This is a genomic window from Myxococcus sp. NMCA1 (assembly GCF_026810205.1).
Taxonomy (GTDB): Bacteria; Myxococcota; Myxococcia; order Myxococcales; family Myxococcaceae; genus Myxococcus; species Myxococcus xanthus_A.
Genome location: NZ_CP113950.1, coordinates 2449282 through 2469748 on the forward strand (window position 1 = coordinate 2449282; position 20467 = coordinate 2469748).

The window sequence follows — 20467 nt, forward strand, 5'->3', positions numbered from 1 at the left end:
AGCGCCGCTGGGGGCCACCAGTATACCGCCCCCTGCGCGCGCGCGTTCGGGGTTGGAGCCCGGCCGATGCACAGCCACCTTCCAGCCGCCACACCTCAGTCCCCCAGCACCACGCCACCTCTCGCCGAGGTGCGCCTCTCCCTTCCATGGCCGCCCTCGGGCAACCGCTACTGGCGCAGCGACAGGGGCACCACGCCGCACGTCAGTGACGAGGGCAAGGAGTACAAGGAGGAGGTGGCGGACTCCCACGTGGGCCAGCGCGCCCTCAAGGGCCCCGTGGTGCTGTCGGCCACGCTGTACCCGCCCACGTTGCAGAAGTGCGACCTCGGCAACCGGCTGAAGGTGCTGGAAGACGCGCTCGAGCTGGTGGCGTACCTCAACGACAACCAGGTGCGGCGCTACCGAGACGTGGCCTTCGCGGACGGGGCGCACGGCAAGGCGGCCCGCGTGGAGTTGGTGCTGGAGGGCCAGGAGTGGGCCACGCCGGCGGAGGTGGAGGCCGAGCGGGCCCGCCGTGCCGAGCAGGCCCGGAAGCGGCGGGCGACGCTGGCGCGCAACCGGGCCGCGAAGGTGCTGGGGCGGCTCCGGGTGACGCCTGCGGTCCGCCGCGGGGGTGTGGAGTGAAGGCCCGGGACGCGAAGCTGTCCGCCGCGCTGGAGATGGAGGCGCTGCTGTACCGCTTGTTGGAGGTGCCCGCCGGTGGCCTCGAAGCCCGGCGCGTGGAGTCGCGCCTCGCCGAGTTGGTGCGGCCTCACCTGGTGCGTGTGGCTCGGCAGGTGGCGCGGGCGTGGCGGTTGCCCGTGGATGACCTGGTGCAGGAGGGGCTGCTCGCGGTGCTGAAGCGCCAGCGCGCCCATCCCTTCCGGCCGGGGGCGGCTGGGGCAGGGCGCAGCGCGTACCCTGCCTGGGCCATGAAGCTGGGGCGTCAGGCGATGCAGGCGGCGGCGCTCACCTGGGCAAGCCCCGTCCACCTGACGGACCACGCACGCAAGGCGGTGAAGCGCGCGAAGCGCACGGCGGCGGCCGAGGGCGTGGAGGTGTCGTCCGTGCTGCGTCGCCAGGGCCTGGACGCGGAGACGGCGCGCGCCCTGGGCGAGGGCTCGGTGGCCAAGCCCCTGTCGCTGGAAGAGGTGCTGTCCTCCCGCGATGCCGGCGCCGAGTGCCGGGACGCCTCCAGTGACAGAGGGCACCGCGGGCTGGCGGCGCGCACGGAGGTGCTGTTGTCGCTGGTGGACAGCACTGCCGAGCGCCTGGCGCTGGTGGCGCAGCGCGAGCGGGTGTTGTGGGCGCTCTACAGGTTGCCGCGGCTGGAGCGCCAGGTGGTGCAGGCATGCATGGGCCTGGGCAGGCCCGGTGGACAGGAAGCCACGGAGAGGACGCTGGCCGTGGAGTTGCGGCTCACGCAGGCCCAGGTGCGCCGCCTGCGTGACGCTGGGCTGGCGAAGCTGCGCGCGGAACTCGGTGTCGAGTGCCCCGAGCCGGAGCCTGCCGCCCTGCCGATGCGTGGCGAGCTGCGCCGCCTGCGCGTGGCCTCGGCCCGGCATGCCCAGCCGGCCCGACGTGGCCAGCCTGGGCAGTTGGCGCTGCTGGCGGGGGAATAGCCGTGCCTGTCATTACAGCGAAGAAGCCGGGCACCTGCACCGCGGCAGGGTGCGGCGGGCGCATCCTCCGCGGGGAGTTGTGCTGGTACGAGGCGGCGGCGGGCATGCGCCACCTCGAGGCCGCGTGCCGAGGGGCGGACGGTGGGCGCCGGCCGAACCTCCGGGCCGGGAGGTGCCAGTGCGGCGCGCACGTGCCACCGCGCGAAGGTAGCCTCACCTTGCGCGGCGAGAAGTCCTTCCGGGGCCGCCATCGGAAGGTTTGGGCGGTGAGCTGCGCGCGGTGCATGTGACGTCTCACCTGCGCGAGTCCTCTCTACGGCTCGCCCTGCGCCGCTGCGCGTAGAAGGCGAGGAAGGCCGGCCACCAGCCGGCCCAAGTCAACACCACGCGCAGGGCCACCACGGACAGCCACGTGCAGGCGGCGAGGATGACGAGTGTGCCCGTCATTACCACCGCCCACGCCACGATGTGCATCAGCTGGCTCACGCACGCTTCTCCTCGTCGTCGTCTTGCCACACCCTGCGCACGGCGCTTGAGTCCCGGCAGCCAGGGACCACGCGGCCGTTCCGCCCCGGCCAGTAGATGCGCGGGAGCTCCTCGTCCGGGTGCTGCCCGCTCCGGCACTCCAGCCTGCCGTCGTCACCCGGCACCAGCTCCACGCCGCACCCGGGACAGCGACGGGGCGCCGTCACGCCGAGCCCTCCGCAGGCGCATGCTCGCGCAGCAGGTGCAGCTCGCGCCGCGCGGCCTCCAGCTTCTCGCGCAGGAGGGCGCACTCCTGCTTCGCATCATCACGCTCGGCGCGCAGGAGGTTGGCCATTCCCTCGGCGATGTCGGCACGCTGGTCCGCCGCATGCGTCGCGGCGAGCCAGGTGCGCCTGGCGGTGCCGGGCAACTCCTCCCACGGCGGCAGGGCCACGTTGCCGAGCGCCGCGCGGAACTGCTCATACGACTGCTTGGCCTGCGCTTCTTTCACGGCAACGAACTGCACGAGCTTCTCCAGGACCCGAATCATGTGGGCTGCCTCCATGCGCGCGTGATGAGAGGGCCGACGTGGCGCGCACACGCCGGCCGGAAGGGGAGGGCTACGAAGCGAGGACAGGGGCGGGCTGCGCGACGACGAAGCGGAGGGTGATGCCGAGGGCGTGGGCGCGCTCCTTGAACGCGGCCTCGTAGCCGTCCTCCGCGAGCCACCGCATGGCGTAGCTGTCGGCCAGCTCCACAAGCAGCTCGCGGCCGTTAGTGCTCACCGGCTGGGCCCAGGCGGCGAGCTGCTCGGCGCCATAGCCGAATCCATCCCGGCGCATGACGTCCAGCACCTGTCCCCAGGCGCGGCCGGCCGGGGTGTCCGGCAGCGGCACCGCGCGGACTTCGCCCCGCCCCACGGAGGCGTCCGCCCTGCGCACGGCGCCGGGAGCCTGCCCTGCGTCGTTGCGGTGCTCGGGGGTGGCGTTGGCTTCCCAGCGCCGCACGAGGTCCGGAAGGGTGTCGACCCGTTGCTTGAAGCGGGCCTGGAGCCCGTTCTCCAGCCGGCGCAGCACCTCCGCGACGCTGCCGCGGGACAGCAACTCGCGGCCGGCCGGGTCATCCCGCCCAGGGCGCCAGTCGTAGGGCACGCCCTTCACGGCCAGGTGCACCCGGTTGACGCCGTCCGGGAGGGACTCCTCCCCGGTGTCTCCCGCTGAAATCCCTCGCGGAGCGCTGGCGGGAGCCTTGAGGGGCGGTGGCTGGGGCGCCTCGGTGACGCGCCCAGGCGGCGTTGTCTTCTCCGCCTTACGTCCTGGAGACTTCGTCTCCCTTCTCCCTTCTCCCTTCTCCCCGCCGTCCTCCCGCGCGGGAGTTTGGAGGGATTCGCGCGGGGAATTGGCGGGGGCCTCGCTGTCGTCGTGCGTCCTCCCGTCCGGCTTCGCGCGGTCGCTGAGCACCTTTCTTACGTAGGCGCCCTGTTCCTCCATCCACTTGGCCACCACGAGGGACTCGCCCTCCAGGAGCAGCAGCCCCACGGCGAGCAGCGCTTCCACGAGCTTGTTGCGGCGCCCGCGCCAGCGTACGGCGCGCTCCACGGCCAGGGCTGCGCCGGGCCCGGCGAAGCGGCCGTCGATGCGCTCCCGGCCGCAGTAGGCCCAGAGACGATAGAGGTAGGCGTCGGACTCGGCGCCGAGCTGGGCGCACAGGGCATGCACCGCGTACTCCTCGGGGGCCGAGCTTCGGAACTTGAACCAGGGAAGACCGCGGGCGTCCATGGGCTATGGCTCCTCGTGGGTGTCGGACGGGGTGTTGATGGAAGGGGGCGTCAGGGAGCAGGGCGGATGGACGCAGCACGACGGAGGCACCGGGCGGTTCCGGCAGTCGGAGCGCCAGCCGTAGCCATGGCGGCAGGTGGGCCACGGGCCGGGGTAGCGCGCGCGGACGGCGAGTCCCGCGGCGGTGGCGCCGTGGAAGGTGAGGAGGCCCTCGTCGGTGACGACGTCACCGAGTTGGACGGCGCCGCACTCAGCGCACGTGGTGGCGCGCATGCGCAGGCAGAGGCTCACCGGGCACCTCCTACGACGCGGGCCAGCGGCAGCCCGTGGAGCGGGTCCTCCGCCGGGGCCAGGCAGCCAGGGCTGAACCAGATGCGCTCACGCAGAGCGTTCTCGTGGTTCCCGCGCGCGGCCGCATACCCGCCCGGGGCCTTCCACGCGACACAGCGCCAGGTGGTGGGCATCTTGTGCTCGCCCTCGTAACCACACAGGGCAATGCGCAGGCGGGGGTTGTCGCCGTTTGCCAGCGCCCACTCGCGGACGCGATGGGCCACCTGCAGGTCCTCCTCGGCGTAGATGCTCGGGTCCCGCCCCGCGGCGTCGGAGTACGGCGGGTCCAGCAGCACGCCCGTCACGCCGATGCGCTCCGTGACGTTGGGCGAGAGGATGCGGCTCCAGTCTCCACAGCAGACGCGCACGTAGCGCAGCCGGTCCGCCAGGGCCTGCATCCACGCGTGGAGCCCGCCCTGCTTCCCGGTGGCGTGGATGCCCATGCCCGATGCGCCACTGTCGCCCCGGACCAGCGGCATCTGGTTCGACAGGCCGTGCACGCCCCGCCCACCGCGGCCCAGGCTCGGGCGCTTGCCCCACTCCGACGCTCGCCCCAGGTCGCGCAGGCGCTGCGCATGCACGCCGATGCCGTCCGTCAGGTGTGGGCGCTGCTCGTGCTCGGACGTCGCCTTCCCGCGCACGGCGAGTTGGTGGACGCCCCGGCCCGGCTTGTCGAGCATCGGCCGCTTGGCGTACTCCGCTGTCGCGATGCCGCACGTCTTCTCGGCGCCGGCGGCGTCCTGGGCCTCCCAGGAGGGCTGGGCGCACCAGCCACTGCCAATCCACTGGCAGATGCCCCACACCCACCAGCCGGCCACCTTCGCGTCGTAGAAGTCCGCGTCCTGGCGCATGCGCGCGCGGAAGTCGGCCTGGGCCACCAGCCAGCGGTGGCGCGCGTGCAGGTCTGCCTCGTTGACGGGCCAGTCCGCGTGGTGCGCCACCTCGTCCGGTGCCGCCGCGAGCGCCCGCCAGAAGTTGGCGAGGTAGCAGTCCAGGTCGTTGACGGTCTCCACGCCAGGCGCGGTGGGCCGGGCCAGCAACACTGCTAGGGAGCTGGCGAATGGCTCCACGTAGTTGCCGATGTCGCCGAAGGCCTCCCACACGAGGTGGGCAGCACGGGATTTGCCCCCGAACCATGGGAAGGGCGCTCTCATGCTGCCTCCTCGGAGGCGGCGCGCATGCTGAAGAGTCCGTACTGTTCGGGGTTAGCGAGCATCGGCGGGACCGGGCGGTCGTCCACGACACGCGGCATGGGCGGGGGCGGCGGAGTTGGCGCAGGTGCCCGCTCACGGCTCGGGGCCGGGAAGGGCACCGACGTCGGCGCCGCGTACACCTCCGGGCGCCAGATGCCGTCACGGGCCAGGCGCATGCGCTCGCGCAGCTCCGGCACCAACCCCGGGTCCACTGGCGTCAGGCGCTTGGCAGGGGCCGCGACCAGCGGCTCCAGGGGCTGTAGCTCCTCCAACCACCACGCGATGGTCCCGCGGCAGTAAGGCGCGCGCTTCGGCGCCCACCATGCATCGCGGCCGAACGCCCGGTAGTCGTTCCCTACCGTGGACACCTCGGCCAATCGAGCCACGGCCACGTAGGCACCGGCCGGCAGCACGTCGCCGGCGGGAGCCTCCAGTCCGTGCGCCTCGCGCAGCCAGCGGACTGCGTCGGCGTCGTAGTCGCGCGTCGCGTAGATGGCGAGCCAGCAGCCGAGCAGCTCGCGCGGCGGGTGCAACGGGTGTCGCCGGGCCGGGACGCCCTGACGCGCGGGCTCCGTGTCCGCGACGAACACCGACCACATGCCGTGGTGGGTTAGCGCCCATGTCCAGGGCCGCTCGAGCGGGAGGTGGAACACGCCGCGCCCGGCGCGCGTGTAGCGGTACGGGCCTCCGAGGGGGGCGGTCACAGTCGAGTCCTCGCGTTGTTCTTGGGGATGCGCTCCCCCTCGCGGAGACGAAGCGCCCAGCCCTCGCCGTGGCGTTCGCACGGCCGCGCCGCACCGTGCACCGTGAGGTGGGGCGTCTGGCCTCTGGCCCTCCAGAGGGAGTTGGTGGGCGTGCCCATCCACCTGCCGAGGACATCGCCGCCCGGGGACAGCACGGTCACCTCAATGGCGCGCGCGCTCACTGGACACCGCCTGCCGCTTCGCGGTCGGCGAGGGCGGTGCGCTCCCGGGCGAGCCACGCCAGGCGCTCACCTATCTGGAGTCCGGCGAGCGGTTCCGTCAGCGTCCATCCCTCGCGGAGGTGCGGGCGAAGCGCATCCACGTAGGGGGCGCCGGCGAAGACAACGAGCTCGGCCTCTTCAACGCCGATGAAGCGCCACTCCAGCTCGTTGATGACCAGCTCGCCCCACTGCCGGCGCTCCTCCCGCGAAAGTCGGAGCAGCGACAGCTCGTACGGCTCAACGCACACTTCAAGCGGCACGAGCCCGTGCTTGGCGCTCAGCACCATGACGTTCGGGCCGCATCGCGCGGTGGCCACCTGCACGGCGCCACGGAAGAGGCGGCCGGTGTAGAGCTGCCCGGCAGGCGCGGCGTGCTCGAGCTTCGCCTTGCCGCACCCAACGAGCCCGATTCGGAGCGGCTCACTCATGGCCACCTCCGGCTCAGCGTGCGGTGGACACCGCGGGCATGGGCCCTGTCCTGGCGGCGCAACTCGCGCGTGAGGGCGAGGGCTGCGTCCTCCTCGGCCGTCTGCCGCGTGGAAGCGTGCGACTCCACCTCGACGTCGCGCGCGCGGAGGGTGACGACGTGCCCCAGCGGGCCTCGTCCGGTGATGCTGGTGAAGGCGCTCAATGGACACCTCCTGCCGCTTCCAGCTCGGCGAGGATGGAGGCCTTCGCGGCCTCGCGGCGCTCAGCTACTTCGTCGAGGCAGGCGCGGACGAAGAGCTGGCAGTACGGGGAGCCGCCACCATCGCGCCGCGCGCAGGCAGCTTCGTCGCGGCCGGCCAGGATGCGGCTCATGTCCCGCCAGCAGATGCAGCACGCGCCGCGGGGCCGCTCGCGCACCAGCTCCAGGAGGGTGGCCATGGTGCGCGGCCGTTTGAACACGTCACGCTGGCGCGTCGTGAGGTGCCTCCAGCCGTAGGCGCCGAACGCGCCAGCAGGGGCCGTCAGCTTCCGGGGGCGTTGGGCCTGGTGCAGGGCGGCGCTCATTGCGCACCGTCCTTCCCGGCGCGCTCCACCAGCGCCGGCACGGTGGGCACCGGCGTCGGGGCAACGCCAGCACGCGCTGCATTGAAGGCACCGCCCAGTTCGTTGGCGCCTTCACGCACGGCGTCCATCGCGTCCGCCCACCCGGCCGCGCGCGGGTCGTCCTCGGACGGGTAGGGATTGCGCGGAGTGGAGGCGAGCGTGGACAGGAAATCGCCCAGGAGGTCCAGCAGCCCCGGGGGCGGGGTGGGGGCGCGCCTATACTGCTCGTCAGCCGCAGCCAGAGCTTCGTCGGCATCCTCCAGCCGCGCCGCCAGCTTCGCCGCGTGCTCCTCGACGGCGCGCTTCTCTCGCTCCGTCGCCCGGAACTGCGCGTCCAACGCCTTCACGCGGGCCTCGGCGGCGCGCAGGGTCGCCTGTGTGTTCGTCAGCGTCGTCCACGCCGTCTTGTACTTGCGAGTCTCGTCTTCGAGTGCCGCCTCCAGCGTGGCCACGTGGGCGAGCAGGTCCCGCACGTCCTCCCAGGAGGCGGCGATGAACCTCGCGTCGGGGTGGTTGATGTCGGTGACGGGCTCACTGCCCGCGATGGCACCAGGGGTGACGAGGTCCGTGAGCCGGCGTGCGCGGCTCTCCACGGTGAAACACGGCTGAGCCCACCTCCCCATGTGGGCGAAGGACATGACCTCCTCCCAGTCCGCAGCCTGCAGCACGACGTCTGCAGACGAGAGCCAGCCGAACCACCGCCAGGGGCCCTTCGTCGCCGCAGCGTGGCGCTCGCGGATGGCGGCCAGCTTCTCTGCCGTCAAGGGAGTGCTCATCACGCCACCCCCATGGGCGTGAAGAGGATGCGGCCGGCGCCGATGCACGCGAGGAGGCCGCGCTGCGCCTCGCTCAGGCCCCGAATCTGCGCCTTCACCGCGTCCGCGTCCTGGCTCCAATCCACGGGCAGGTGGAGGAGTCCGGCTGCAAGCGCGAGGGCGTGAGCACCGTTCCGCAGGTACGGGGCGAACTTGTCGCCAGAGGGCTCGTGCGAAACGCTGAACTCGGTGCCGCTCTCGAAGTCGAGGCGCGCGATGACGACGCCCCGCTCGCGGAAGACGCACGGCACCGTCACGGGGCCCTTGTCGGTGGAGAGGGTGACGGGCGGAAGCCCGTCCTGAAGCTTGAGCTTGCTGGCTACCAGCATGGTGAGTCTCCGGTGTGGTGGTGGCGTGGGCCCCGCTGGCGCGACTGGCCAGCGGGGCGGTGCGACTGGCCAGCGGGGCGGTGCACTCGCGCCCGGCGAGGGGCTGCTAGTTGGGGGCGCTCGGACGGCGCCACCCGAGGACGTCATCGCCGTAGCGCCTTGCGGCGTGGGACACGTCCAGGGCCCGGTCCGTCATGTACTTGCGGTCCCGGCCGCCGCAGACCTTCCGCGCCGCCCGGTCCATGGTGGCGGCCTCGAATTTGTCTGAGTCGTATCGGCCCGGGAATGCGTTGAGGAAGCCGGACTGCCCAGACTCCGCCGCCTCAAGGTGCCTGCTGCCACAGTGGTAGTAGGTGAGGAGACGGATGCAGCGCACATCCTCACTCGACAGGCTGTAGATGCTGGAGTCCTGCCGGAAGATGCCGAGGACGTCGTTCCAGCAGCGCTGGTGCGCCGAGTCGGCGAGCCCGTCGTAGGCGGGCGGCGCGTCCTCAGACAGCAGCAGGCGGATGGCGCGTGCGCTGTCGTTGTCGCTGGCCATCATCTGGGGCCGGCCGTCACGGCGCGGCTGGAAGTGACGCGTGTCCGTGCCGCGCTGGACGCCCGGGTGGTCACGGTGCCCCGGCTGCCCAACGCGGTGGGGCGCATCCTGGTGCGGCTGAAACGTCGGTGCGCGCGGGGTGATGGGACGAACGCCGCGTTCGTACTGTTCGGGGCCGGAGCAGCCGACGACGGCGAGACTGCACAGCAGCAGCGTGAATCGCTTCATGGAGGACTCCAGGTGTTGGGGGTTGGCACTGCATGGGTCCCGGTCTGGGGTTCCGTGCCGGGTCAGGACGGCGCGACGGACCGCGTGTCAGTCCGTCGCGCTCGTCGCGCGTCCCCGTGCCTTCACCGTGGAGTGCTTCTTCGGGGCGCCAGCGGCACCCTCAGTCTTGCTAGCTGCGTCCTGGGACTCGGACTCCCGTCCGGCGTCCGCGACGCGGGCGCGCAGCTCGCGCACCTCTGCAACCGCGGCACCGATGGAGTGATAGAGGCAGGCCTGCCGGACGCGCTTGAAGCTTCCCGCGCAGGCGCGGCAGCCCTCTTGGGGCGGCACCTTGCGCCGGTACTCGGCGACCTCGGCGGACAGGGAGGCAGGGGAGCGACTGCTACGTTGCTACGTCGCTTTGGGCCAACATGGTGCTGAATGGCGTGATTGAGAGTGTATCCAGACGGGGCCAACTCTGAGGGAGGGTCGCCCTCCTCGGGAAAGCGCGGGTTCGATTCCCGCCGCCTCCACTGAGTGAGAAGCCCAGCAGCCGAGAGGTTGCTGGGCTTTTTGTTTGGGCGCATGGCCTCAGGTGCTCGCAGTGTGCCCCTCTGTCGTCGCTAACCCAATGCGGCGGGGCTGGGCAGATTCAACTCCTGCGCCGCGCGCTCCCGCTCCTCGGGCGACACGTGCGTACCTCATGGTCAGCTCGATGGTCGCGTGGCCCATCAACTCCTGGATGACCTTGAGCGCAGCACGCCGCATCGTGCGTCACCCGCTTCCGTGGCTCTCCCGCACTTCGTGTGGACCGTAGGCTCAGATGGTGAGCAGCACGCGACGACGCAGCAGGTCGAAGCTGGCGCGGCCATACATCTGACGCTTGAGGAGCTTGAGCTTCGTGATTTGGTCCTCGGCCTGGGCGTTACTCCAGGGAGACGTCAGCGCGGCCCGGACGGCATCGCCGTCCTGTTCGAGTCCCTTCGCAAAAGTTTCCATTGCGCGCACACGGCACGTGCGAGCCTTACCCAGCCACGTTTCAAAGGGCCTACAAGACTTCGTTGGCTCCGCTCTACGTGCGATGCGCCGTGAGCGCACGAGTTCACAGAATTGCCGAGTCAATGCGATGACACGCGCGGCTTCCTCGTCCTGCTCGATGCGCGCCAACGTCGCGGCCTCCGTGGAGGCCAGCTCGGAGGGCCGCTTCACGCACAGCCACGCCAATTGCTTCGGCGAGGCGAGCGCGTCGGGGGGCGTGCCCGGCGACCACCCATTGCCGCCGGGGTAGTTGCGTGCGCCGAAGCGAGGCGGAACGGCCCGTCGCGTTTGGAGCCAATGGTGAACCTGACGTGAGGTGCCACGAAAGCCCTGGGCGCGAATCTCCCCCCAGAGTTCACATGCGTTCTCACACCCCGCTGGGCGTCACCCGCTCCACGCGACAGCCAGGAAGGGAGTGCAGCGTTTCCATTCCCAGGGTGTATTCGCCCTGCTGGCCGTCTGCCGCATCTGCCCATTGCTTCGAGGGACACCACATGAAGTGCGGAAGAGCCACCGAAGCGGGTGACGCGCAAGGTGATGGGCCTGACGTTGACGAGCATTTGGGTAGGTTGATAGTTGGTGCAGCAGTTGAGCGCAGCTGACGGAGGCCGGTGCGCGATGGATGTCTGTCACGTCGAAGGTTGTGACGTCGAGGTGTCGCGGAAGGGCTTTAAGCTCTGCTACGAGCACTGGAAGGCGGACCAGGCCGGGGAGTTGACGCTGTGTGCGACGTGCGGACGGCCGAAGGAGGACGGAAAGCCTCTGTGTTACACTTGCTACAAGGGAAGCCGGCGACCTGAGGCAGTGCCCCTCCAAGAGACGCCAGGTAAGGCTTCAGGTGCATTGCTGTCTGCAACGCAGCTCGGGGAGGCGTTCGGCGTCTCCGCACAACGCGTGAATCTTGTACTCGCTGAGCTTGGATGGGTCTCGAAGGAGCCCAAAGGGTGGAGTGCGACCCGTCAGGGACTTCGGCTGGGGGCGGTTCAGAAGGAGCATTTCCAAACTGGTGTCCCGTACGTGTCCTGGCCACCCTCCGTTCTCGAGCACAAGGCCCTCAAGTCCGCGATGCAGGAGTTGTTTGGGGAAAGCCTGCTGGATTCCCCATTCGAACCTGCCGCGCGGCCATTCGTTCCTCCGGCCATGCTGGCAGCACCGCTCACGGCCTCAGGGGATGCGCCCATCGGGTTCCGGGAGAAGTTTGAGGCCCCGCACCGCGCACAGGACGGTCATCGCGTCCGCTCGAAGGCGGAGGCATTGATCGACAATTGGCTCTACCAAGCCTCCATTGTGCACGCGTACGAGCGGCGGCTTCCTATCGAAGAGGAGGTCTATTCTGACTTCTGGATTCCCGCCGGCAAGGTCTACATCGAGTACTGGGGAATGGAGGCCAATCCCAAGTACGCCGAGCGCAAGCGGGTGAAGCTGGAGTTGTACAAGAAGAACGGCTTTAGCCTAATTGAGCTTACGGACGATGAAATCCGCAACCTCGACGACCATCTGCCGCGAAAGCTCCGCGCGTTTGGCGTCCACACCATCTAAACGACGAGGCGTGATTTCCGATCGGCCCGGAGGGTAGGCAGGCACAGGACGAGTGGGGAAGCGGCAGGAACCCGCTCTGTTCGGCCTTGTGTGCGCAAGAATCAGAAGAAGAAGCGAGTCCTGCCTCAGGGAGGTGAACAATTGCGCCTGCGCAGTCGTGACTGCAGGCGGCTGATTCGCTGAGGTGAGAGGACTGGCTGCCCGCTCACCCTGCGACGGCGCCTGACGGTGGCCAAGGTTGCTGGTGGCCAGTCGCGAGCACAGGCCGCACGGGAGTTGCTGTGTGGAACTGCCCTCGTCAAATCGGACATGGTCAGTGTGAGCGTCACCCGCTTCGGTGGCTCTCCCGCACTTCATGTGGTGTCCCTCGAAGCAATGGGCAGATGCGGCAGACGGCCAGCAGGGCGAATACACCCTGGGAATGGAAACGCTGCACTCCCTTCCTGGCTGTCGCGTGGAGCGGGTGACGCCCAGCGGGGTGTGAGAACGCATGTGAACTCTGGGGGGAGATTCGCGCCCAGGGCTTTCGTGGCACCTCACGTCAGGTTCACCATTGGCTCCAAACGCGACGGGCCGTTCCGCCTCGCTTCGGCGCACGCAACTACCCCGGCGGCAATGGGTGGTCGCCGGGCACGCCCCCCGACGCGCTCGCCTCGCCGAAGCAATTGGCGTGGCTGTGCGTGAAGCGGCCCTCCGAGCTGGCCTCCACGGAGGCCGCGACGTTGGCGCGCATCGAGCAGGACGAGGAAGCCGCGCGTGTCATCGCATTGACTCGGCAATTCTGTGAACTCGTGCGCTCACGGCGCATCGCACGTAGAGCGGAGCCAACGAAGTCTTGTAGGCCCTTTGAAACGTGGCTGGGTAAGGCTCGCACGTGCCGTGTGCGCGCAATGGAAACTTTTGCGAAGGGACTCGAACAGGACGGCGATGCCGTCCGGGCCGCGCTGACGTCTCCCTGGAGTAACGCCCAGGCCGAGGACCAAATCACGAAGCTCAAGCTCCTCAAGCGTCAGATGTATGGCCGCGCCAGCTTCGACCTGCTGCGTCGTCGCGTGCTGCTCACCGTCTGAGCCTACGGTCCACACGAAGTGCGGGAGAGCCACGGAAGCGGGGACTCTCAGATTGCCCGCGTCACCCGCGTCACCCGCGTAGTCGCGGGGCGTTGCTGGCAGAGCTGACAAAGGTTGGCCATGGCGCAGAGTCCCCCTTCAGGGCCGTCACATCGGTGGCGCCCCGAATCCCGGTTGAACGTAAAGCTAGGGACCGCAACGCGTCCGCACCATGAGGTCCCGAATCGCTGCCCACTCGAACCTCGGGGCGTGCAGCGCTCCGCAGCGTGCCTGCCGCTGCCTCACGTCTGCACCTCCGGCCCCACCTGGCGCACACAGCAGGAGGTGCGGCCCCTCTGGCAGATCGCGAGGCCCTGGGGGCCCATCAAGCGGCCTCCTCCCTTTCTCCGCTTTCGCGCCGGCTCATGCGGCCGGCTGCAGGACGACCTTGGTCCAGCCGCTGTCGCGCTGTATCCGTCCGGCCAAGGACGTGCTGAGAGGCGTTGAGTGAGGAGTCGGCGCCGAGGACCCTGGTGGGAATGTCAAAGCCGGTGGAGAAGCAGGAGTGGTTCCGGGTCGCCGAAGCCTTCGAGGCGAGCGGACTGACGCAAAAAGCGTTCTCCTCGCAGCGAGGCGTGCGGCTCAGCACGTTGCAGTCGTGGGTGTACCGGCGCCGACGCCAGCACGGCAGTCAGGCAGAGGTAGTGCGCCTGCTGCCGGTGGAGGTCGCGACGAGGCCCACGGCGACGGAGTCGATGCTGGAGGTGGTAACGGCGAGCGGAGCGCGGGTGCGCTTCGAGGAGGGCACCGACGTCGACTACGTGGCCCGGCTCGTCGCCGCGCTGGGGCGGTGAGGCAGTGTTTGCCCTTCCAGCCTCGGTGCGCGTGGTGCTGGCGACAGAGCCGGTGGACATGCGTAAGTCGATTGACGGCCTGATGGCACTGGTGCGCAGCGCATGGGGCGAGGACGTCTACTCGGGGCACCTCTTCGCCTTCGTCTCGCGCAGGGGCGACAGAGTCAAGGTGCTGACGTGGAGTCGAGGCGGCTTCGTGCTGCTGTACAAGCGGCTGGAGACGGGCCGCTTCCGCCTACCACCGGTGGACGCGGGCGCGCAGGTGGTGCACCTGGACGCCACGCAGTTGGCGATGCTGCTGGACGGCATTGACGTGGCGCAGGTGAGGCGCCAGCCTGCCTGGACGCCTCCCGGGCGCACGGGCACCTGACGCGCCGGGCCCGGGACGCAGCGTGGCGGAGGCATGTTGAAGCTGGGTGCCTCGAGAGCTCCCTCAAGACCACTTCTGCCCCTGGCGCGAGGAGGCGGAGGAACTCAAGGCCGAGGTGAGCCGTATCGGCGGGGAGGTGGACGCACTCAAGGGGCAGTTGGCGGCCCTGCAGCGTCACGTCTTCGGCCGCAGGGCGGAGAAGTTGCCGACAGTGGCTGCCGAGCTGCGAGGGGACGCGGACTCGACGGCGGCCCGGGCCGAGGCCGCGAAGCAGAAGCGCCGGGAGAGAGCCTCCCGGAAGGAGGAGGAGGCACCCGCACGGGAGATTCGCCACGCGGTGCCAACCGAGGGGCGCCGCTGCCCTGCGTGTGGCGGCGAGGACATGAAGCCACTGGGCAAGGGCCGCGCTTCGGTGCTGTACGAGTACGTGCCGGCGCGCTTCGAGAAGCAAGTGCACGTGCAGGAAGTGCTGGCGTGCGCGTGCGGCCGGGGCGTCGTCACCGCCCCGCCTCCGGCCAGAGTAGTGGACAGGGGCGAGTACGGCCCGGGCTTCATCGCGCATGTGGTGACGTCGAAGTGTGCCGACGCCATGCCGCTGCACCGGCTGGCCCAACGTGTTGAGCGCAGTGGCGTCCCCATGAGTCGCAGCACGCTGACGGACCTCTTCCACCAAGCCGCCTCGGTGCTGCTGCCGCTGTCGCAGCACCTGCTGCAATGCATTGCAGCCGCGGACGTGGTGTGGGCGGACGAGACGCCTCTGCGCGTGCTGGACGTGAAGAAGACGCGGCTGGGTTACCTCTGGACTTTCCTCACCCAGAACGAAGCCGGTGAGTGGCTCATTGGTTACCGCTTCAGCATGGGCCGGGCGAGCAGGACGCCCAAGGAAGTCCTGGGAGGTACCTCGGGTGCGCTCGTGGTGGACGCATACACCGGCTACAACGCGGTGACGCTGCCCCAGGGCCGGGTGCGCGTCGGCTGCTGGGCGCATTGCCGCCGCCGATTCTTCGACGCGCTGGCCACCGCGCCCGAAGCGCGCCATGCCATGGACCTCATCCTCGAACTCTACCGAGTGGAGGCCCAGGCGAGAGGCGCGGACGTGGTGCGCACCGCCGCCCACCGCGCTCTGCGCCAATTGCACAGCGCCCCCGTCCTCGCGCGACTGCACGTCTGGCTTGAAGAACAGACGCCGCGGCACCCACCCAAGAGTCCGCTGGGCCAGGCCATTTCCTACGCCCTCAAGCAGTGGGCGGCCCTCACGCGCTTCGTCGAGAATGAGCGCCTACCCCTGGACAACAACCGCGCGGAGGCGGCGCTGAGAAAGGCCGCCCTGGGGAGGAAGAATTTTCTCTTCGTCGGCCACGAGGCCGCGGGGGAGAACCTGGCCGGTCTCTACGCGCTGGTGGCCACCTGTGAGGCCAACCAAGTCAATCCCGAGGCATACCTCGCGGACGTCCTGCTGCGCGTTCAGACGCACCCCAACTCCCGCATCGACGAACTGCTGCCCCACGAGTGGAAGCGACGGCGTATCGCCGACCCGCCCAACTCACCTCTCCAGCTCTGCATCTGAACAGCTCGCTCGTCGCGGCGCCCGCCGAACACGCTCCTCGTCCGCCTGCAACCTCTCGCGCCACATCACTGGCCGGACGGTTACGTGCAGGTAGCCGTCCGGCGCCTTGTCGAGCGAGAGCGTGTGCGAGACGATCCACGAGGGCTTCGCCTTGTCCATGTGGATGAGCTGGCGCAGCTGGCGGTTGTAGGCCTTCACGTTGCACTGGCCGGTCGCCACGCGCTGCCCCTTGAACCAGAGCATGCCCCAGTCGAAGACGATTTCACCCTGCTTGGCCAAGGGGTCCGGGCCGCCGGGGTCATTGGGGATGAAGACGCCCACCACGCCGATGCCGCCGGTGAACTTCACCGCCTTCACCAGGTTGTTCATCGTCAGGTTGGGGTGCTCCCTCCCCTGCGGGTCGTGCGCCTGGTAGCCCACGCACTCGCAGCCGCGGTCGGCGCCCTTGCCGTTGGTAAGCTCCTTCACCCGCTCGACGGGGTCCACCTTCGAGTAGTCGATGGGGATGGCGCCAATCTTCTCGCAGAGAGCGAGCCGGTCCGGATGCCAGTCGACGACCATCACCTTGCTCGCGCTCTTGATGGTGGCGGAGAGCGCGGCCATCTGGCCCACGGGCCCTCCACCGAAGATGACGACGGATTCGCCCGGCATGAGCCCGGCGAGCTCGGTGACGTGGTAGCCGGTAGGGAAGATGTCGGCGAGCATCACGTAGTCGAGCTGCTTCTCCTCGGCGTCCTCCGGCAGCCGCAGGCAGTTGAAGTCGGCCCAGGGCACGCGCAGGTACTCGGCCTGCCCTCCGTTGTAGGGCCCCATGTCGGCGAAGCCGTAGGCGGCGCCGGCCGTCCCCGACGGGTTGGCGTTGAGGCAGAAGGCGGTCAGGCCGTGCTCGCAGTTCTCGCAGTGGCCACAGCTGACGTTGAAGGGAACGGCCACCCAGTCGCCCACCTTCAGCTTGTCCACCGCCGAGCCGACCTCGACCACCTCTCCGAGGTTCTCGTGCCCGAGCACCCGGCCCGACTCCATGTCGGTGCGGCCTTCGTACATGTGCAGGTCGGAGCCGCAGATGTTGGTACTGCGAATGCGCACCACCGCATCGGTGGGCCGCTCAATCTTCGCGTCCGGCACTTCTTTCACACTGACCTTGCGCGGTCCCTCGTAGACGAGTGCCTTCATGGTGCCCCCTGTGCATGGCGTTGCAGTAGTCCTCGACAAGCCTTGGCAGGAACGCACGTCAGGACAACCCGCCCCACCGAGGGAGCCGGCCGCGCGGCGGAAGGGTGACCGAAGCACTGCAGGGCCTGCCCTGACGTCGGCTGTCTGCGGACTAGTGCAGGGGACCGGGGCCCTCCTGGGGCCCCTCCGGGAAGGGCTCGCGCGCCAGCTCCGTCCACGGCCCATACAGGTAGGAGGGGTGGACGTAGTCGGGGCCGTCGAAGCGGCGCAGGCGCGCGCGGATTTCCCGCACGTCCCAGCCGAGGTTGCCCACGCACCAGCCGGTGATGAAGTCCACGTAGCGGCGCCCGTCCGCCCCCTGGACGTAGCTGCCCCGGGCGCCGACGAACTGGACGTCGTGCGGCGGGAGCTGCGGCCCATGTACCGCTGGTCCGCGCGCTTCACGCTCGCGCTCGCCTCCGAGGACTCTCGTCGCGATACCGTCACGGGGAGCCCCTGCGTCCTACATGCGCGACTGGGGCCGGCCCATGCGCGGCACGCGGTCGCCTTCCCAGGGAAGCCCCGTCATCGGCTCGATATCGGGCCCCACCCGCTGCTCGATGGCGGCGAGCAGCGCCTCGGCCGTGTAGGCGCCGTTGTGGCGCTCCCCGTTGATGAAGAAGGTCGGGGTGCCGTTCACGCCACTGCGCACGCCCTCGATGAAGTCGCGCTGGACCTTCGGCAGGGAGCGGTGCTCCTGGAGGTCGCGAGTGAAGCGGCCCATGTCGAGACCCAGGTCGGCCGCGTACGTCAGCAGCGCGGGAGCCTCCAGGTTCTGCTGGTTCTGGAAGAGCATGTCGTGCATCTCCCAGAACCTTCCCTGCGCGCCAGCGGCCTCCGCGGCCTCCGCGGCCAGCAGCGCGTGCGGGTGGAGCTGGGAGAGGGGGAAGTGGCGGAAGACGAAGCGTACCCGGTCTCCGACAGCGCTCTCGAGCCGCTTCAGCTCCCAGGAGGCGCGCCCACAGAAGGGACACTCGAAGTCGCCGTACTCCAGGAGGGTGACGGGGGCATCGGCCGGCCCCTTCGCCCAGTCATTAGCGTCCACGCCTCTGCGAAGTCTGCTCATGTCCGGGCCTCCGGCTGAGGTGGCTGCTGCTGTGGCTGGAAGGTGGGGAACTCCATCGGCTTGCCGATCAGCCGCTCGAGCGCGTCGATGACGCCGTCCGCGCCGGGGTTGAGCTCGATGGGCGAGACGTAGCTCCAGTAGATGACGCCCTTGCCGTCGATGACGTAGAGCGCCCGCTCGCAGATGCCGACGTCCTCCCGGTAGACGTTGTAGCGGCGCGAGACCTCTCCCTTCGGATGGAAGTCGGAGAGGAGCGGAATCTGGATGTGGAGCTCCTTGGCGAAGGCGATGTGGCTCCAGAGGGAGTCGCACGAGATGCCGAACACCTTCGCGCCGAACTGGCCGAACACGGGCATCAGCTCGTTGAAGAGCCCCAGCTCGTTGGTGCAGACGGGGGTGAAGTCCCCCGGGTAGAAGACGAGGACGGCAGGGGAGCCCTTCTGGTCCGAGAGCTTGACCCGTCGCCCATCAGGGGTGGATGGAAGGTCCAGCTCGGGTGCGCGCGTACCGGCTGGCAGACCGTGCGCAAGGACGCCCGAAGCTGGAGGAGGAGGAGCAAGTGTGGCCATGGGGAGAAGCCCCTTTCGCCACAACGTTGGCCACGCGGGGGGCCAGCGCCCACCCCTCCGCCATGAGGAGAGGAGGAGGTGCGCGATCCCCCTCCCTACGGCCGCCTCACGGAGGCGAGGGAGGCGCGGCTCACTTCACCTTGCGCCTCTCGACGAGGAAGTCCTTGGGCGCAAGGAAGCCCGTCACGCGGGGTTGGGTGAGCACCTCGCCGGTGCTGGAGAGGGAGATAACGGTGGGCAGGCCCTCGATGCCGAAGCGGGTGATGCTCACTGCTCCCTGCACGTAAGCCAAGACCCGCCGCCTGCCTCCACACCTCAAGCACGCGAACACATCCAGGGCGAACGTCCTGCGCAGCAGCCCGGCTCAGTCCAAACGGGGTGTGCGCTCCTTCCTCGGCTCCTCCACCGTCGCGGCAAAGGCTGGGCTCTCCTCCTCCAACCCCGGCTCCGCCCCTCTTGAGGGAGATGACTGGACGCTCGCTGACAGGATTCACCGTGCTCTGCTCCACCTGCGCGCACTATGTGGTGCACCCCTGCAGGGCGTTCCGGAGCCGTTCTAGCGGCCCCGGGCGCTTGGAACATGTGCCCCGTATTTGCCCCTTCGGCGTGTCACCGCAAGGGAGTCGGCGAAGCTAAACGCCCGATCATGAATCTCGCACGCGCTCAGGCGGCGCGCCGCAGATGGACCTTGCGGAGGATAGGACTGGCACGCCGCTGGGCGTTGCGAGCGTGCAGGTAGGCATGGACGTGCCGCATGAGCTTCTGGAGGGTGCGGCAGCGATGGTTGCGAGTGACGTTGGCGTGGAGGTCCAGCCAGACGCGCTCAATGCGATTGGCGTCCGGGCAGTAAGGCGGCAGGAAGTGGAGGACAATCCGGCCACCGAGTTGCTCGAGCGCCTTTCTCGTCTTCTGGCTGCTGTGGATGGAGGCGTTGTCCAGGATGAGGTGAATTCGTGGGGCGCCGCGGTACTCACCGGCGATGCGCCAAAGCAGTTGGATGAAGAGTGAGCTGGCCTTCGACTTGCCATCCACCCAGGTGAGGCGGCCCGTCTTCGAGTCCAGGGCGCCGGCCAGGTATCGCTTCTTGTTGTTGCCTGGCGTGAGCACCACCCGGCGCTGGCCGGGCAAGCACCAGTCGCGTCCCACCTTTGGATTGAGATGGATGTCCACCTCGTCCACATAGAGGACCGGCTCGTCGGACCGGGCCCATGCTTCCAGGCACCGCAACTCGAAGAGACGCCGGCGCCGCTTCCAGCCCGGCCAAGGGCAGCCCACCACGGGTTTGGCAGCCTTCAGGCTCGCACCGAGGGTGGTTAGCGCACGGCCCATGGTGGCAACCGACACCCGCGCCAGGCCCTGGCGCTCCATCTCCAACGCGAGCAACTCCCGTGTCCACGTCGGGCGGCACCAGCCCACCTCTTCGGGAGTACCCGCCAGCACGCGGGGAGTACCCGCCAGCACGCGCGAGAGAATGGCGAGGAAGCGCTCATCCACCTTCACCTCGCCATTGGCCGCTCTGCGGTCCACCAGGGCTTTACGCCGTCCTGTCCGGTAGCGATTGACCGCAGAGACGACTGTGGAGGTGGCGCACGCCAGAGCACGCGCTACCTGCCTGCACGATTCGCCGCGCGACACTCCCACCACCGCCATGCACCGCCGCAGGGTGAGCGGGCAGCCGCTCCTTTCACCCCAACGGATGAGGGAGCGACGCTGCAGCCGCGAAAGACGGGGCCTACCTTTGTCCCTGGGCGGGGCCTTTCCGATTCCTGGTCTTCTGCGCACACAGAGCCGAACGGGATGTGCCCCTGCCTCTTCCTGTCGCCCCGCGCGCCCGCCCGCTCACCAACCGCGATCGAGAATCACGAGCGGTGGTTTACAACGGTGCTCGTGGATGTTGATCGTGCGAAGCAAGCAGCGCAGCCCTGAATCGGTGCGTCCCGGAGCACAG

At 69.4% G+C, this 20467-nt stretch carries 30 protein-coding genes; 8 read left to right on the forward strand and 22 right to left on the reverse strand.

What is annotated here, in order from left to right; genetic code table 11:
* Positions 1 to 66: 66 nt before the first annotated feature.
* Together OZ403_RS10630 and OZ403_RS10635 are read left to right on the forward strand one after the other, a co-directional pair.
* Complete coding sequence (locus OZ403_RS10630) at positions 67 to 624, forward strand: RusA family crossover junction endodeoxyribonuclease (RefSeq protein ID WP_268784107.1); 558 nt, start codon at positions 67 to 69, stop codon at positions 622 to 624.
* On the forward strand, positions 621 to 1601 hold the full coding sequence (locus OZ403_RS10635; protein ID WP_268784108.1) for a hypothetical protein: 981 nt from the start codon (positions 621 to 623) through the stop codon (positions 1599 to 1601). The genes OZ403_RS10630 and OZ403_RS10635 overlap by 4 nt, the downstream gene beginning before the upstream one ends.
* 294 nt (positions 1602 to 1895) lie before the next feature.
* Here OZ403_RS10635 and OZ403_RS10640 read toward each other — a convergent pair whose 3' ends face one another.
* The 15 genes from OZ403_RS10640 to OZ403_RS10710 form a co-directional block, all read right to left on the reverse strand.
* On the reverse strand, positions 1896 to 2087 hold the full coding sequence (locus OZ403_RS10640; protein WP_140854776.1) for a questin oxidase family protein: 192 nt from the start codon (positions 2085 to 2087) through the stop codon (positions 1896 to 1898).
* Positions 2084 to 2293: a hypothetical protein gene (locus OZ403_RS10645; RefSeq protein WP_140854778.1), complete on the reverse strand. Its 210-nt coding sequence runs from the start codon at positions 2291 to 2293 to the stop codon at positions 2084 to 2086. Before OZ403_RS10645 ends, OZ403_RS10640 begins: the two co-directional genes overlap by 4 nt.
* The gene (locus tag OZ403_RS10650; protein WP_140854780.1) at positions 2290 to 2616 is read right to left on the reverse strand and encodes a hypothetical protein; all 327 of its coding nucleotides are present in this window, start codon (positions 2614 to 2616) and stop codon (positions 2290 to 2292) included. Before OZ403_RS10650 ends, OZ403_RS10645 begins: the two co-directional genes overlap by 4 nt.
* Positions 2617 to 2686: 70 nt before the next feature.
* Positions 2687 to 3844, reverse strand: coding sequence for a hypothetical protein (locus tag OZ403_RS10655; protein ID WP_268784109.1), 1158 nt, complete (start codon positions 3842 to 3844; stop codon positions 2687 to 2689).
* 3 nt (positions 3845 to 3847) lie between these two features.
* Positions 3848 to 4135, reverse strand: a complete 288-nt coding sequence (locus OZ403_RS10660) for a hypothetical protein (protein WP_140854784.1) — start codon at positions 4133 to 4135, stop codon at positions 3848 to 3850.
* The gene (locus tag OZ403_RS10665) at positions 4132 to 5328 is read right to left on the reverse strand and encodes a DNA adenine methylase (protein ID WP_268784110.1); all 1197 of its coding nucleotides are present in this window, start codon (positions 5326 to 5328) and stop codon (positions 4132 to 4134) included. The genes OZ403_RS10660 and OZ403_RS10665 overlap by 4 nt, the downstream gene beginning before the upstream one ends.
* Positions 5325 to 6071, reverse strand: coding sequence for a hypothetical protein (locus tag OZ403_RS10670; protein WP_268784111.1), 747 nt, complete (start codon positions 6069 to 6071; stop codon positions 5325 to 5327). The genes OZ403_RS10665 and OZ403_RS10670 overlap by 4 nt, the downstream gene beginning before the upstream one ends.
* A 217-nt stretch (positions 6072 to 6288) precedes the next feature.
* A complete protein-coding gene (locus OZ403_RS10675; protein WP_268784112.1) occupies positions 6289 to 6759 on the reverse strand; it encodes a DUF6884 domain-containing protein in 471 nt (156 codons plus the stop codon).
* A complete protein-coding gene (locus OZ403_RS10680; RefSeq protein WP_268784113.1) occupies positions 6756 to 6962 on the reverse strand; it encodes a hypothetical protein in 207 nt (68 codons plus the stop codon). Before OZ403_RS10680 ends, OZ403_RS10675 begins: the two co-directional genes overlap by 4 nt.
* Entirely contained in the window at positions 6959 to 7324 is a 366-nt protein-coding gene (locus OZ403_RS10685; protein ID WP_268784114.1) for a hypothetical protein, read from the reverse strand. The genes OZ403_RS10680 and OZ403_RS10685 overlap by 4 nt, the downstream gene beginning before the upstream one ends.
* Positions 7321 to 8139: a hypothetical protein gene (locus tag OZ403_RS10690; RefSeq protein WP_268784115.1), complete on the reverse strand. Its 819-nt coding sequence runs from the start codon at positions 8137 to 8139 to the stop codon at positions 7321 to 7323. The genes OZ403_RS10685 and OZ403_RS10690 overlap by 4 nt, the downstream gene beginning before the upstream one ends.
* Positions 8139 to 8507: a hypothetical protein gene (locus OZ403_RS10695; RefSeq protein ID WP_268784116.1), complete on the reverse strand. Its 369-nt coding sequence runs from the start codon at positions 8505 to 8507 to the stop codon at positions 8139 to 8141. The genes OZ403_RS10690 and OZ403_RS10695 overlap by 1 nt, the downstream gene beginning before the upstream one ends.
* A gap of 106 nt (positions 8508 to 8613) precedes the next feature.
* On the reverse strand, positions 8614 to 9276 hold the full coding sequence (locus tag OZ403_RS10700) for a hypothetical protein (RefSeq protein ID WP_268784117.1): 663 nt from the start codon (positions 9274 to 9276) through the stop codon (positions 8614 to 8616).
* A gap of 87 nt (positions 9277 to 9363) precedes the next feature.
* The gene (locus OZ403_RS10705; RefSeq protein WP_268784118.1) at positions 9364 to 9606 is read right to left on the reverse strand and encodes a hypothetical protein; all 243 of its coding nucleotides are present in this window, start codon (positions 9604 to 9606) and stop codon (positions 9364 to 9366) included.
* Between the two features lie 468 nt (positions 9607 to 10074).
* Positions 10075 to 10446 carry a transposase gene (locus OZ403_RS10710; protein ID WP_268784862.1) on the reverse strand — a complete coding sequence of 124 codons (372 nt, stop codon included), beginning with the start codon at positions 10444 to 10446 and terminating at the stop codon, positions 10075 to 10077.
* Between OZ403_RS10710 and OZ403_RS10715 the strand changes: the two genes are divergently transcribed.
* Together OZ403_RS10715 and OZ403_RS10720 are read left to right on the forward strand one after the other, a co-directional pair.
* Positions 10382 to 10543, forward strand: coding sequence for a hypothetical protein (locus tag OZ403_RS10715; protein ID WP_268784942.1), 162 nt, complete (start codon positions 10382 to 10384; stop codon positions 10541 to 10543). The two genes, OZ403_RS10710 and OZ403_RS10715, sit on opposite strands and share 65 nt — an antisense overlap.
* A 767-nt stretch (positions 10544 to 11310) precedes the next feature.
* Positions 11311 to 11832, forward strand: coding sequence for a hypothetical protein (locus OZ403_RS10720; RefSeq protein WP_268784119.1), 522 nt, complete (start codon positions 11311 to 11313; stop codon positions 11830 to 11832).
* Positions 11833 to 12433: 601 nt separating this feature from the next.
* Here the strand turns inward: OZ403_RS10720 and OZ403_RS10725 are convergent.
* Positions 12434 to 12595 (reverse strand): hypothetical protein, encoded by a 162-nt coding sequence (locus OZ403_RS10725; RefSeq protein ID WP_268784942.1) that lies wholly within the window; start codon positions 12593 to 12595, stop codon positions 12434 to 12436.
* Between OZ403_RS10725 and OZ403_RS10730 the strand changes: the two genes are divergently transcribed.
* The 4 genes from OZ403_RS10730 to tnpC all read left to right on the forward strand — a co-directional run bounded on the left by OZ403_RS10730 (position 12531) and on the right by tnpC (position 15672).
* Positions 12531 to 12902, forward strand: a complete 372-nt coding sequence (locus tag OZ403_RS10730) for a transposase (RefSeq protein ID WP_268784863.1) — start codon at positions 12531 to 12533, stop codon at positions 12900 to 12902. The two genes, OZ403_RS10725 and OZ403_RS10730, sit on opposite strands and share 65 nt — an antisense overlap.
* 518 nt (positions 12903 to 13420) lie before the next feature.
* Positions 13421 to 13735 carry an IS66 family insertion sequence element accessory protein TnpA gene (gene tnpA, locus OZ403_RS10735; protein ID WP_140787622.1) on the forward strand — a complete coding sequence of 105 codons (315 nt, stop codon included), beginning with the start codon at positions 13421 to 13423 and terminating at the stop codon, positions 13733 to 13735.
* 4 nt (positions 13736 to 13739) lie between these two features.
* A complete protein-coding gene (gene tnpB / locus OZ403_RS10740) occupies positions 13740 to 14105 on the forward strand; it encodes an IS66 family insertion sequence element accessory protein TnpB (RefSeq protein WP_140787624.1) in 366 nt (121 codons plus the stop codon).
* A 46-nt stretch (positions 14106 to 14151) separates the two neighbouring features.
* On the forward strand, positions 14152 to 15672 hold the full coding sequence (tnpC, locus tag OZ403_RS10745) for an IS66 family transposase (protein WP_268784120.1): 1521 nt from the start codon (positions 14152 to 14154) through the stop codon (positions 15670 to 15672).
* Here tnpC and OZ403_RS10750 read toward each other — a convergent pair.
* From OZ403_RS10750 to OZ403_RS10775, 6 genes are all read right to left on the reverse strand, one after another.
* Entirely contained in the window at positions 15649 to 16845 is a 1197-nt protein-coding gene (locus tag OZ403_RS10750; RefSeq protein WP_268784121.1) for a glutathione-independent formaldehyde dehydrogenase, read from the reverse strand. The genes tnpC and OZ403_RS10750 overlap by 24 nt on opposite strands.
* Positions 16846 to 16996: 151 nt before the next feature.
* Complete coding sequence (locus OZ403_RS10755) at positions 16997 to 17182, reverse strand: hypothetical protein (protein ID WP_268784122.1); 186 nt, start codon at positions 17180 to 17182, stop codon at positions 16997 to 16999.
* A 165-nt stretch (positions 17183 to 17347) separates the two neighbouring features.
* The gene (locus OZ403_RS10760) at positions 17348 to 17950 is read right to left on the reverse strand and encodes a DsbA family protein (protein WP_268784123.1); all 603 of its coding nucleotides are present in this window, start codon (positions 17948 to 17950) and stop codon (positions 17348 to 17350) included.
* Positions 17947 to 18519, reverse strand: a complete 573-nt coding sequence (locus OZ403_RS10765; protein ID WP_268784124.1) for a redoxin domain-containing protein — start codon at positions 18517 to 18519, stop codon at positions 17947 to 17949. The genes OZ403_RS10760 and OZ403_RS10765 overlap by 4 nt, the downstream gene beginning before the upstream one ends.
* A gap of 130 nt (positions 18520 to 18649) precedes the next feature.
* Entirely contained in the window at positions 18650 to 18811 is a 162-nt protein-coding gene (locus OZ403_RS10770) for a hypothetical protein (protein ID WP_268784125.1), read from the reverse strand.
* 371 nt (positions 18812 to 19182) lie between these two features.
* Positions 19183 to 20169 (reverse strand): IS630 family transposase, encoded by a 987-nt coding sequence (locus OZ403_RS10775; protein ID WP_268784126.1) that lies wholly within the window; start codon positions 20167 to 20169, stop codon positions 19183 to 19185.
* Between the last annotated feature and the right edge of the window lie 298 nt (positions 20170 to 20467).